The organism is Serratia sp. YC16, assembly GCF_009707615.1.
Lineage (GTDB): Bacteria > Pseudomonadota > Gammaproteobacteria > Enterobacterales > Enterobacteriaceae > Serratia > Serratia surfactantfaciens.
Map to the genome: position 1 here is coordinate 973,794 of NZ_WLYN01000001.1, position 12,320 is coordinate 986,113.

Here is a 12,320-nt window from a genome sequence, read left to right on the forward strand (position 1 = left end):
CTACAGTGCCGCGTAGACGATAAAGGTCACCACGCCGAAGATCTCCAGCTGCGCTTCGTCGTCGAACACGATAGGCGCGTAGGCGGGATTCATCGGCAACAGCCGCACGTCGGGCCGGCGCTGCAGTTTTTTGACGGTGAATTCGCCGTCCACCGCGGCGATCACGATATTGCCGTGCTCTGGCGTCAGGGCGCTGTCGACGATCAGCAGATCGCCATCCCGAATATTGCCGTCGATCATCGATTCGCCGCTGGCGCGCACGAAATAGGTGGCGTTAGGATGGCGCACCAGCAGCTCGCCGATATCCAGCCGGCTCTCGACATAGTCCTGCGCCGGTGAAGGGAAGCCGCAGGCCACACGATCGGCAAACAGCGGTAACGTCAGGGGCTCACCTGGTGAAAAAGCATACAACCTTGAAGTGCTCAGCATATTCATAACCAAACTGTATATTTATACAGTAAAGCATAAACAAAACGCGAACGCGTGCAACCCCTAATCCCCCGGCGGATCGCACTTTGCCGTGTAATATAATAATTTTCTGAGTGATTTTTCCTGCAACTTTTGGCGTTCTTCACGTGTGTTTGCACACATGATACCCACCAAAACTGTGGATAATGCAGCACTCAGCCCGTTGGCGTATCGATGGGCAGGATGAGTGAGGGATTGTCNAACCCCCCTATCCCCCGTCAGAACACAGTTTGACGCGTAATATAATAATTTTCTGAGCGATTTTTTTTTACGCCTGCTAACGGTTTCACTCTGCCTTGCACACACGTTATCCACTAAAACTGTGGATAACATGCTGAGCTGCAGTGGCGTCTTCAGAACATGCGCCATCGCCTCACCGCTCCGCCGCGGCCAGGCAAAAACGATGCACCGCTTCAACCATCTGATCGAGGCCCGGCTGCTCGAGGGGATAATGCCCGGCGTTCTCGAGCATCACGGTGGTCACCGGCACCCGCCGAATGCGCCGCAGAAACAGTTCACTCAGGTGCAACGGCGTCCAGCGATCCTGCGCCGGTTGCGTCAACAGAACCGGGCAAACGTCGAACGCTTCCGGTTCAATGGCGGGTGCATACTCCGCGTACGAGGCCAAAAACCGCATCGTCACCCAGGCTCCCGCCGAGGTGTTGTCCGCCAGGCACGCCTTGAGCGCCGCCTTGTCATTGACCAGCGCATGCATCTTGCTCGCCAGCGCCATCGGCATCGCCATACCCGCCAGCGGCGTGGCGGCCATCAGTCGCGCCAACGGAATGCCCAGGCGGCTCATCAACAGATTCAATGCCGTCTCGTCGCGCACCTGCTGTTCACGCTGATCGAGAAACGTCATGCCGACAATGCCTTTCACCTGCCGGTTCAACGCCGCCACGTGGTAAGTCTCCATCCCGCCGGCGCTCAGGCCGTACAGCACAATCGGCCGCGCATCCTTCGCCCGTTCCGCGTCGATCAGATCGCTGCCGATCTGCACCCAGTCGTCGTAACGCACGCGCCGCCGTTGGCCGCCCATCTGCGTCATTCCGTACCCCGGCATGTCGACGGCGATCGTCTCTATCCCCCGGCGCGCCAGCGGCGCTCCCAGGATGGTCGACATCTGTCGGCCGTTGGTGCCGACCCCATGAAACAGGATCACTTTCACCGGCGCCTCCGGGCGGCGATAGCAGTCCAGATGAATACGGTGCTGCCGCCAGGGCCACCACACCTCGGTCGGTTCTTCCCCCGGCCGCAGCCGAAAATTTTCCGGCAGGAATCGTTGAATCTCCTGCCAGTGAGATTGATTGGCGTAATTCTCCATACGAAACCTCTGGTGTTATGGCGCTTGGTTGACGGGTTCAATTTCAGTATAATCCAACAAATGTCGGATCATTAAAATACAACTTATGTCGGAAAAAGCGATGCCGCAAGCAAAAAAAAATGTGCGCGTGCCGGTTCAGGAACGCGCGGCGGCGCGCATGGCCAAAGTGCTGAGCGCCGCCGAACAGATGGTCGCCACCCTCGGGCCGGAAAAAACCTCCATTCCCGCTCTGGCGGAAGCGGCCGATGTGCCGCGCGCCGCGATCTACCCGTTCTTCCCGGACAAGTACGCGCTGTTTTCACATTTGGCGCAGACGCATATGGCGCAACTGGCGCAGGCGCTGCGTGAAGCGGAGCTCGAGAGCGCCGGCACTCTGCACGATTGGGTGAATGCCGCCGTGGCGGCCACCGCCCGCTACTACAACGCGCATCCGGCGGCGAGCGTCCTGCTGCTGAGCGGCGCGTTCACTGAACCGGAGCAAGAGGCGCACGCCGCCAAGAACCTGACGATCGGCGAGATGTTCCGTGCCAAAGTGCGCGAGCTGCCCGAACTTGATGCGCTGCCGTCAGATCCCGACGTCGTCTTGATCGCCATAGAATTGGCGTTCGCCTGCATGAAATACGGCTATGCGCGGGAAGGCACCGTTTCGCCGGCCATTTGCCGCGAGGCGACGCGGGCGGTCACGAGCTATCTCGGGCAGTGGCGCGCCGCGCCGTAAGGCGGTGGCAAAGACGCCCCGTTTCGCCCTGTTCAAGCACGCCATCTATGATAAAATCGGCTATCACTCATCAGACTCTATCTGACGCCGGCGCTGTATCCGCCGGCGCCGCGAAACCATCATGAACAAGCATTTGATTCTCGACGAACCCGGCGATGCCGACTCGGCCTGCCTGTCGCGCCACGCAGTCTGGCAGCGCAACGATCTGGCTCAGGCGCAACAAGACTGGCTGGCGGAAGAAGTGCCGGTCGCCCTGGTGTACAACGGCATTTCCCACGTAGTGATGATGGCGACGCCGAAAGACCTGGCGGCCTTCGCCATCGGTTTTTCGCTGTCCGAAGGCATCATCGCCTCCCCCGACGATATCTACGACATTCGTCAACAGTCGGCCTGCAACGGCATCGAAGTGCATGTGGAGCTCTCGAGCCGCCGCTTTATGCAGCTGAAAGAGAAGCGCCGCAGCCTGGCCGGCCGCACCGGCTGCGGCGTCTGCGGGGTGGAACAGCTGCAGGAGGTCGCTCAACCCATCGCGCCGCTGCCCTTCACGCAACGCTTCGATTTGGCTCTGCTCGACCGGGCGTTGGCGCAGCTGCAAGGGGTGCAAACGGTAGGGAAACTGACCGGCTGCACCCATGCGGCGGCCTGGATCCAACCGGACGGCGCGCTCAGCGGCGGATGCGAAGACGTCGGCCGCCACGTGGCGCTCGACAAGCTGCTGGGCTACCGCAGCCAACAGGCATGGTGGCAAGGCGCAGCGCTGGTCTCGAGCCGCGCCAGCTATGAAATGGTGCAAAAATCCGCCATGTGCGGCGTCGAGATCCTGTTCGCCGTTTCCGCCGCCACCCGCCTGGCGGTGGAGGTGGCCGAACGCAGCAACCTGACGCTGGTGGGGTTCAGCAAGCCGGGACGCGCCACCGTCTATACGCATCCGCAGCGGCTCTGGCAATCGACGACGACGGCATAACGCCGCCGGATAAGAATCGACTATTCTCAATAGCAGGACACCAGGAAGCGCCAACGTCATGATAATTCGCCCGAACCAGAACTGGTTTTTTCGCCTGTTCGCCTGGCACGGTTCCGTGCTGTCAAAGATCACCTTTCGCCTGTCGCTGAACGTGCTGATGTCGATAGTGGCGGTGATCAGCTACCAATGGTACGAGCAGCTCGGCGTGCATTTAACCATCGCACCGTTCAGCCTACTGGGCATCGCCATCGCCATCTTTCTCGGCTTTCGCAATAACGCCGGCTATAGCCGCTTTGTCGAAGCGCGCAACCTGTGGGGTTCGCTGCTGATTACCGAGCGCTCCCTGCTGCGTCAGATCAAAAGCCTGCTGCCGGATGAACCGGCGGTGCAGCAAAAGGTCGCCAAGCTGCTGATCGCTTTCAGCTGGAGTCTGAAACATCAGCTGCGCGCCACCGATCCGACCGCCGATCTGTACCACAATCTCAACAGCAAGGAGCTGGCCGAAGTGATCGCCAGCCCGATGCCGACCAACCGCATTCTGCTGATGCTGGGTCAGGAGATCGGCAAACTGCGCCATCAGGGCCTGCTGAGCGACATCACCTTCGAGCTGCTCGACAACAAGCTGAGCGAGCTGTCCCACGCCCTCGGCGGCTGTGAACGGCTCGCGAGCACCCCGGTGCCGTTCGCCTATACGCTAATCCTGCAGCGCACCGTTTACCTGTTCTGCAGCCTGCTGCCTTTCGCCCTGGTAACCGACCTGCATTACATGACACCATTTGTTTCGGTGTTCATTTCCTATACCTTCTTATCCTGGGACTCACTGGCCGAAGAGCTGGAAGATCCGTTCGGCGTGTCGGCCAACCATCTGCCGTTAAACGCCATCTGTAATACCATCGAGCGCAACCTGCTGGAAATGAACGACCAAAGCCCGCTGCCGCCGCCGATGAAACCCGACGAGCACTTTAATTTGATCTGATCTCTTTCACCCGAACACACTGGAGCCGAATGCAATGAATGCAAATAACACTTCGCCGCAAGCCGTATTCACGCCGGTAACGCGCCATGCCATCTTCATCGTCGCCACCCTGTCGCCGGTTCCCGCCCAGCTGGCGGCGGTGCGCGCCTGGTGCGGCGATATCGCCGCCGTAGTGCGTTCGGTCGGCAAACGCGCGCCGGCGGGCAATCTCACCTGCGTCTGCGGCTTCGGCTCCGAAGCCTGGGATACGCTGTTCGGCGCGCCGCGCCCTCGCCAGCTGCACCCGTTCAGCCCGATCGGCAGCGGGGAGCGCGTCGCGGTCGCCACGCCCGGCGACATCCTGCTGCATATCCGCGCCGATGAAATGGATCTGTGTTTCGAACTGGCCTCTCAGCTGATCGGCAAGCTCGGCGACGCCGTAACGGTAATCGAGGAGGTGCACGGCTTCCGTTACTTCGATCAGCGCGCCATGATCGGCTTCGTCGACGGCACGGAAAACCCGGAGGGGCACGAGGCCTTCGACTACACGGTGATCGGCGACGAAGACGCGGCGTTCAGCGGCGGCAGCTATGTACTGGTGCAAAAATACCTGCATGACATGCAGGGCTGGAACTCGCTCAGCGTGGAGACGCAGGAGAAGATCATCGGCCGCCACAAACAATCCAACATCGAGCTGGATGAAGCGGTCAAACCGTCGTCGTCGCACAGTTCTCTGACCACCATCACTGACGAGCAAGGCAACGAGGTGAAGATCCTGCGCGACAACATGCCGTTCGGCCGCCCCGGCCTGCGCGAATTCGGCACCTACTTTATCGGCTACGCGCGCTCTCCGCAGCCGATCGAGCAGATGCTGGAAAACATGTTCATCGGCCGCCCGGCCGGCAACTACGATCGGCTGCTCGATTTCAGCCACGCGGTGACCGGCACTCTGTTCTTCGTGCCTTCCGCCCCGCTGTTGGAAGCGCTGGCCGACCGCAGCGGCGCCGAACTGCATTAATCCGCTCGCCCTACAGCAGCAGCGCCAGCTCCATCGCCGTGCGCTGCAGCTGCGGCAGCACTCGTTCGCGCAGCTCCGCCGCCGAGATCTGCGACGCATTGACGCCAACGTTCATCGCCGCCACAACCCCGCCTTTACGTGAATGCATCGGCACCGCAATGGAACGCAGGCCGATCTCCAGCTGTTGATCGTTGATGGCATACCCCTGCCTGCGTACCCTGGCCAACTGTTCCTGCAGCTGCTCCGCACTGGTGACGGTAAACTCGGTCAGCGGTTCGAAAGTGACCCGCGACAGATAATCCTCCAGTTCTCCCTCGTCCAGCGCGCTGAGCAACACCAGCCCCATCGACGTCGCATAAGCCGGCAGACGGCTGCCGCGCCCCAGATCGATAGTCATGATGCGTTTAACCGAGGCGCGGGCGATATACAAAATGTTATCGCCGTCCAGCGTCGCCACCGAGCAGGATTCATTAAGCAATTTGCTGAGATAGTCCAGCGAGTTTTGCGCCGCCTTCGCCAGCTCGGAGGAGGAAAGATAAGCGTGGCCAATAGTCAACACGCGCGGCAGCAAACGATAGTGGCGCCCATCGGGACAATGCACGAATCCCAGCGCTCTTAGGGTATACAAACAACGGCGCACCGCCGCGCGCGGAATGCCGGTTTGTTGACTGATCTCGGACACCGACATCTGCGAATATTGCGGCTTGAAGGCCTGCAACACCTCCAGCCCTCTGGCCAGCGAGGCCATAAAATTAGGGTCGCCCTTGTACTGGTCGTTGCTTAAATCACCGATCTCCTGCAGGCGACGCAGTTCTTCAGTGCCAAATTCAGGAACTTCACTCATTCAGGCCTCCCATTAGTATCTGCACTCAATTTACACGCTCAATACGGCAGTAAAGCCCTGCGTATCGCATCCGATGCCGATTTAGCTGCCTGCATCACAAAATGCAGACCTAAACCCTCAATGTATCGATAATCGCACAATGTTCTGATATTCGCACTTGATGATGTTTTTTTCATCCTCTAGGCTAATTTCAAACCCGCTATTTGTTGGCGCAACGTCCTAACCGAGCCTTGAGGAGAACTGATGATCGATAAAAGCATGGCGTCCGCAGACGCCGCCGTCGCAGATATTCCGGATGGCGCCACCCTTATGGTTGGGGGATTCGGCCCGGCCGGGCAACCCTACGCACTGTTGGATGCTCTGATCCGTCACCGGCCACGCGCGCTTACGCTGATCAGCAACAATGCCGGCAACGGCGATTTTGGTCTGGCGGCTCTGCTGAAGGCCGGCTGTGTGCGCAAAGTAGTGTGTTCTTTTCCGCGGCAGGCTGATTCTTGGGTGTTTGACGACCTCTACCGCCGTGGCGAGTTGGAGCTGGAGCTGGTTCCGCAAGGCAATCTGGCGGCGCGCATCCAGGCCGCCGGCGCCGGGCTCGGCGGTTTCTATACCCCAACCGGCTATGGCACCCAATTGGCGGAAGGGAAGGAAACCCGCGAGATCGACGGCCGCCGATATGTTTTCGAACTGCCGCTGAAGGCCGACTTCGCGCTGATCAAGGCAGAACAAGCCGACCGTTGGGGCAACCTCCGCTATGACAAAACCGGACGCAACTTCGGGCCGATTATGGCGATGGCCGCCAACTGCACCATCGTCGAAGTCAACCATATGGTGCCGTTGGGCGAACTGGATCCGGAGAACATCATCACGCCCGGCATCTTCGTACAACGCCTGGTGCCCTCTTCTCCCCGTGCAGCACGGCTTTCGGCTTAAGGAGCGCATCATGAGCAAACTGACCCATCAACAGCTGGCTGAGCGCATCGCGCGCGATATTCCCGAAGGCGCCTACGTCAATCTGGGCATCGGCATACCTACTCAGATCGCCAACTACCTGCCCGCCGATAAAGAGATCTTCCTGCACAGCGAAAACGGCATTCTCGGCATGGGCCCGGCGCCGACGCCGGGCGAAGAGGACCCGGAATTGATCAATGCCGGCAAACAACCGGTTACGCTGCTGAAAGGCGGCTGCTTTTTCCACCACGGCGACTCTTTCGCCATGATGCGCGGCGGCCATCTGGATATTTGCGTGCTGGGCGCCTATCAGGTCTCCGAACGCGGCGATTTGGCGAACTGGAGCACTGGCGCACCGGGGGCGATTCCGGCGGTCGGCGGCGCGATGGATCTGGCGATCGGCGCACGCCAGGTGTTTGTGATGACCGAACACCTGACCAAAACGGGTGAATGCAAAATCGTCCGCCAATGCAGCTATCCGTTGACCGGCGTCGGCTGCATCGACCGCATTTACAGCGATCTGGCGGTGATGGATGTCACCCACCAGGGACTGGTGGTGCGCGAAATATTTGCCGGCCTGACTCCGCAACAGCTGCAGGAGGTCACCCCGGTCGCACTGACTTTCACCCTTCAACACGGGGAACCGCGCCATGAATCCAGCTTATCTGTGTGACGCCGTCCGCACGCCCTTCGGTCGCCTCAACGGCAGCCTGGCCGGCATACGCGCTGACGATTTGGCCGCTCTGCCGCTGAAAGCCCTGCAGGCACGTCATCCGACGCTCGACTGGAACCAGGTGGATGACGTGCTGCTCGGCTGCGCCAATCAGGCGGGGGAAGACAACCGCAACGTCGCGCGCATGGCGCTTCTGCTCGCCGGTCTGCCGGTGCAGGTGCCCGGCTGCACCATCAATCGCCTGTGCGGCTCCAGCCTGGATGCGGTGGCGGCTGCGGCGCGCGCCATCAAAACCGGCGAGAGCGGGCTGATGATCGCCGGCGGCGTGGAAAGCATGTCGCGGGCGCCGTATGTGATGGGCAAGGCGGAAAGCGCCTTCAGCCGCGCGATGAAGATTGAAGATACCACCATGGGCTGGCGTTTTATCAACCCGCAAATGCAGGCGCTGTATGGCGTGGACACGATGCCACAGACCGCCGAAAACGTGGCGTCGCAATTCGACATCAGCCGTCGCGATCAGGACGCCTTCGCCCTGCGCAGCCAGCAACGCACCGCCACCGCGCAGGAAAGCGGCTTTTACAGCGACCAACTGATCGAGGTGCTTATCCCGCAGAAGAAGGGCGAGCCGTTGACCTTCAGCCAGGACGAACATCCGCGCGCCACCACCTTAGCCGCACTGGAAAAACTCAGGCCGGTGGTCGCCCCGCAGGGCAGCATCACGGCCGGCAACGCATCCGGCCTGAACGACGGTGCCTGTGCGCTGCTGCTGGCCGGGGAGCGCAGCATGGCGCGCCATGGCCTGCAGCCCATGGCGCGCATCGTGGCCAGCGCTGTCACCGGCATCGAACCGGCGATCATGGGATTTGCCCCGGCGGCGGCGGTGCGCAAAGTGTTGCATATTGCCGGCCTGACCCTCGAACAGATGGACGTGATCGAACTGAACGAAGCCTTCGCCGCGCAAGCGCTGGCGGTGACCCGCGAGCTGGGACTGCGCGACGATGCGCCGCAGGTGAACCCGAACGGCGGCGCGATTGCGCTCGGCCATCCTTTGGGCGCCTCCGGTGGCAGGCTGGTGATGAACGCCGCCTGGCAATTGAGGAAAACGCGCGGGCGCTACGGGCTGTGCACCATGTGCATCGGCGTCGGTCAGGGCATTGCGCTGATTATCGAACGGGTATGAGGTCAATCATGGATATTGAATATCGTCTCGACGGCCCGGCCGACGCACCGCTGCTGGTGCTGTCCAACTCGCTGGGCACCACTTTCGAGATGTGGCAACCGCAGTTGGCGGCGCTGACCGAACGCTTTCGCCTATTGCGTTACAACCAGCGCGGCCACGGAGCCACCCCGTTGGCGAAAGCGCCACTGCAACTGCAGCAGTTGGCTGAAGACGTCATCACCCTGCTCGACCATTTGGATGCGCCGAACGCCCATTTTTGCGGCATTTCGATGGGAGGATTGACCGGGCTCTGGCTCAGTCGTTATCACCCCGAGCGCATCGGCCGGCTGGTGGTCGCCAATACCGCCGCCCGCATCGGCGACGCCGAAGGCTGGCGACAACGCGCGCAGCAGGTACGGGAACACGGGTTGGCGCCGATCGCCGCCGCCTCCCCCGCGCGCTGGTTCTGCGTGGCATTCGCGCAACGCCACCCCGAGCAGGTGGCGGCGCTGGTGGCGGCGCTGGCAGCCGGTAATCCACAGGGATACGCCGCCTGCTGCGAGGCGCTGGCGCGGGCCGACCTGCGCGCCGAGGTCGCCTCGATGACGCGGCCGATGCGGGTGATTGCCGGTGAGCAAGATCCGGTCACGACGGTGGCGGACGCCGAGTTTTTAGTCGCCAATGCGCCACTCGCCGACCTGCGGCGGTTGCCGGCATCGCATATTTCCAACATCGCCTGTCCGGATCTCTTCAACCGCTGCGTTGTCGAGTTTCTTACTGAAAAGGAATGAAACATGGAACTTCGCATTGAACGCATCGACAGCTGGCTGGTGGATATCCCCACTATTCGGCCACACAAATTGTCGATGGCCACTATGGGCTGCCAAACGCTGACGCTGGTGCGCATGACCTGCGCCGACGGCCTGATCGGCTGGGGGGAAGCCACCACTATCGGCGGGCTGAGCTACGGCCCGCAAAGCCCGGAGGGGATCAAGTCGGCGATCGACGGCTACCTCGCGCCGCTGCTGAGCGGCAAAAGCTTCAGCGGTCTGGCGCCGCTGGTTGCGTTGATGAATGGCCAGGTCCAGGGCAATACCTTTGCCAAGTCGGCACTGGAAACCGCCTTTCTCGATGCCCAGGGCAAACGCCTCGGCCTACCGGTCAGCACCCTGCTCGGCGGCGCGCTCAGCAACACTCTGCCGGTGCTGTGGACGCTGGCCAGCGGCGATACGCAGCAAGACATCATCGAAGGGCAACGCCTGTTGGCGGAAGACCGTCATCGCGCCTTCAAGTTGAAGATCGGCGCCCGGCCGCTGGAGGAAGATCTGCACCACACCCTGGCGATCAAGCAAGCGCTGGGACCGGAGATCAGCATTCGCGTCGATGTTAACCAGGCCTGGGATGCCGCCACCGCCGTACGCGGAATGGCGGCGCTGCAGCAGATCGGCATCGATCTGGTCGAACAGCCGGTGCCGCAATGGGATCGCACGGCGTTAATCCGCCTCAGTCAGCGCTTCACTCTGCCGATCCTGGCCGACGAGGCGGTGGCCGACGCTCACGACGGTTATGCATTGGCTGCGGGCGGCTTTACCGGCGCCTACGCGCTGAAGATAGCCAAGGCCGGCGGCCCGGCGCAGGCGCTGAAACTGGCACAGGTCGCACAGGCCGCCGGAGTCGGCGTCTATGGCGGCACCATGCTGGAAGGCACGCTGGGCACCGTCGCCTCGCTGCACGCCTGGTCGACGCTGAAGCTGGATTGGGGCAGCGAGATGTTCGGCCCGCTGTTGCTGAAAGACGACGTGGTCACCACGCCGCTGCGTTTCGCCAACGGTCACGTCAGTCTACCGTCAGGCCCTGGCCTGGGGCTCGATATCGATGAAGACAAACTGCGCTTTTACCGCCGCAAATAACCACGAGGTACTACGCCATGCTGTTCAAAGTTGAAATGGTCGTGAAATTACCGCTCGATATGCCTAAAGCGCTCGCCGACGAAATAAAAGCGCGCGAAAAAGCGTATTCGCAAACCCTGCAGGCGAGCGGAAAATGGCGACATCTTTGGCGCGTAGCCGGTAGCTACGCCAACGTCAGCATTTTCGATGTGGAAAGCAATGCCGAGCTGCACGAGCTGTTATTCGCCCTGCCGCTTTACCCTTATATGAAAATTCGCGTAACGGCGTTATGCCGACACCCGTCATCGATCCGCGACGATGACAAATAAAACACCGGGATAATAACCCGCAAGGTTAGCTGTTAATTCCTGTTCTCTGTATAACCTACATTATAAGCAATGAGGAATTCACAATGTCTATTTCCTTCAATCAACGTCAAGACATTATCAAACTGCTGGAAATCAGCAGCGGTTTTACTAATGACAATGGTGATCCGCGTTTCAAAAAAATCATGCATCATCTGCTGGGCGATATTTGTCAGCTCATCGATCGCTATGATATTTCCCCTGAGGAATTCTGGCAGGCGATCAACTATCTGCACGTCTTGGGCGAACACCAAGAGGCGGCGCTCCTGGCCGCCGGCTTGGGGCTGGAACACTACCTCGATCTGCGCGACGACGAGCGCGAACGTCAACAAGGGCTGAGCGGCGGTACGCCACGCACCATCGAGGGGCCGCTGTATGTGGCCAATGCGCCACTGAGCGCCGGCTTCGCGCGGATGGACGACGGCGACGACGACGGCGAGGTGATGTGGCTGCACGGCCAGGTCAAAGGCGCCGACGGCAAGCCGCTGGCGGGGGCGGTGGTCGATATTTGGCACGCCAACACGTTGGGCAACTACTCTTTCTTCGATAAATCGCAGAGCGGCTTCAACCTGCGCCGGCGGATAACCACCCACGCCGATGGCCGCTACGCGGCGCGCAGCATCGTGCCGTCGGGCTACGGCTGCCCGCCCGATGGGCCCACTCAGGCTTTGCTTAATCGACTGGGGCGCCACGGCAACCGCCCTGCACATATTCATTTCTTCGTCTCCGCACCGGCGCATAAACACCTGACGACGCAAATCAACCTCAATGGCGACCGCTATCTGTGGGATGACTTTGCTTTCGCTACCCGCGATGAGCTGATCGCCACCCCGGTGAAAATCACCGATTCGGCGCTGGCGGCAAAACGCGATCTGCCCGGCCCGCATACCGAAGTGCAGTTTGATTTCACGCTTTATGCCGCTGCGGACCGCATCGAACAAAACAGAATAAACCGTCCCCGCGCGCTGCAAGATTAATCTTTTTCGCACGAGAGA

14 protein-coding genes are annotated in these 12,320 nt (G+C 60.9%); 11 read left to right on the forward strand and 3 right to left on the reverse strand.

What is annotated here, in order from left to right; translation table 11 throughout:
- Both umuD and GKN89_RS04555 read right to left on the reverse strand, forming a co-directional pair.
- Complete coding sequence (gene umuD / locus GKN89_RS04550; protein ID WP_154746418.1) at positions 1 to 435, reverse strand: translesion error-prone DNA polymerase V autoproteolytic subunit; 435 nt, start codon at positions 433 to 435, stop codon at positions 1 to 3.
- Positions 436 to 841: 406 nt separating this feature from the next.
- On the reverse strand, positions 842 to 1,792 hold the full coding sequence (locus GKN89_RS04555) for an alpha/beta hydrolase (protein ID WP_154746419.1): 951 nt from the start codon (positions 1,790 to 1,792) through the stop codon (positions 842 to 844).
- Between the two features lie 100 nt (positions 1,793 to 1,892).
- On the opposite strand from GKN89_RS04555, the gene GKN89_RS04560 reads away from it, so the two are divergent.
- The 4 genes from GKN89_RS04560 (at position 1,893) to GKN89_RS04575 (ending at position 5,447) form a co-directional block, all read left to right on the forward strand.
- Entirely contained in the window at positions 1,893 to 2,510 is a 618-nt protein-coding gene (locus tag GKN89_RS04560; protein WP_230328917.1) for a TetR/AcrR family transcriptional regulator, read from the forward strand.
- A 121-nt stretch (positions 2,511 to 2,631) separates the two neighbouring features.
- Positions 2,632 to 3,474, forward strand: coding sequence for a formate dehydrogenase accessory sulfurtransferase FdhD (fdhD, locus tag GKN89_RS04565; protein ID WP_154746421.1), 843 nt, complete (start codon positions 2,632 to 2,634; stop codon positions 3,472 to 3,474).
- A gap of 58 nt (positions 3,475 to 3,532) precedes the next feature.
- The gene (locus tag GKN89_RS04570) at positions 3,533 to 4,450 is read left to right on the forward strand and encodes a bestrophin family protein (RefSeq protein ID WP_154746422.1); all 918 of its coding nucleotides are present in this window, start codon (positions 3,533 to 3,535) and stop codon (positions 4,448 to 4,450) included.
- Between the two features lie 34 nt (positions 4,451 to 4,484).
- Positions 4,485 to 5,447 carry a Dyp-type peroxidase gene (locus GKN89_RS04575; protein ID WP_154746423.1) on the forward strand — a complete coding sequence of 321 codons (963 nt, stop codon included), beginning with the start codon at positions 4,485 to 4,487 and terminating at the stop codon, positions 5,445 to 5,447.
- A gap of 10 nt (positions 5,448 to 5,457) precedes the next feature.
- Here GKN89_RS04575 and GKN89_RS04580 read toward each other — a convergent pair whose 3' ends face one another.
- Positions 5,458 to 6,291, reverse strand: a complete 834-nt coding sequence (locus GKN89_RS04580) for an IclR family transcriptional regulator C-terminal domain-containing protein (protein WP_015378314.1) — start codon at positions 6,289 to 6,291, stop codon at positions 5,458 to 5,460.
- A gap of 243 nt (positions 6,292 to 6,534) precedes the next feature.
- Between GKN89_RS04580 and GKN89_RS04585 the strand changes: the two genes are divergently transcribed.
- From GKN89_RS04585 to catA, 7 genes are all read left to right on the forward strand, one after another.
- Complete coding sequence (locus GKN89_RS04585) at positions 6,535 to 7,221, forward strand: 3-oxoacid CoA-transferase subunit A (RefSeq protein WP_015378315.1); 687 nt, start codon at positions 6,535 to 6,537, stop codon at positions 7,219 to 7,221.
- A 10-nt stretch (positions 7,222 to 7,231) separates the two neighbouring features.
- The gene (locus tag GKN89_RS04590) at positions 7,232 to 7,912 is read left to right on the forward strand and encodes a 3-oxoacid CoA-transferase subunit B (RefSeq protein WP_154746424.1); all 681 of its coding nucleotides are present in this window, start codon (positions 7,232 to 7,234) and stop codon (positions 7,910 to 7,912) included.
- The gene (gene pcaF / locus GKN89_RS04595; RefSeq protein ID WP_154746425.1) at positions 7,890 to 9,092 is read left to right on the forward strand and encodes a 3-oxoadipyl-CoA thiolase; all 1,203 of its coding nucleotides are present in this window, start codon (positions 7,890 to 7,892) and stop codon (positions 9,090 to 9,092) included. Before GKN89_RS04590 ends, pcaF begins: the two co-directional genes overlap by 23 nt.
- Before the next feature lie 8 nt (positions 9,093 to 9,100).
- Positions 9,101 to 9,862: a 3-oxoadipate enol-lactonase gene (pcaD, locus tag GKN89_RS04600; RefSeq protein ID WP_063918578.1), complete on the forward strand. Its 762-nt coding sequence runs from the start codon at positions 9,101 to 9,103 to the stop codon at positions 9,860 to 9,862.
- Between the two features lie 3 nt (positions 9,863 to 9,865).
- Entirely contained in the window at positions 9,866 to 10,981 is a 1,116-nt protein-coding gene (locus GKN89_RS04605) for a muconate cycloisomerase family protein (protein ID WP_154746426.1), read from the forward strand.
- Positions 10,982 to 10,998: 17 nt separating this feature from the next.
- Positions 10,999 to 11,289 (forward strand): muconolactone Delta-isomerase, encoded by a 291-nt coding sequence (gene catC / locus GKN89_RS04610; RefSeq protein WP_063918580.1) that lies wholly within the window; start codon positions 10,999 to 11,001, stop codon positions 11,287 to 11,289.
- An 83-nt stretch (positions 11,290 to 11,372) separates the two neighbouring features.
- The gene (gene catA / locus GKN89_RS04615; RefSeq protein WP_154746427.1) at positions 11,373 to 12,302 is read left to right on the forward strand and encodes a catechol 1,2-dioxygenase; all 930 of its coding nucleotides are present in this window, start codon (positions 11,373 to 11,375) and stop codon (positions 12,300 to 12,302) included.
- The last annotated feature ends 18 nt before the right edge of the window (positions 12,303 to 12,320 follow it).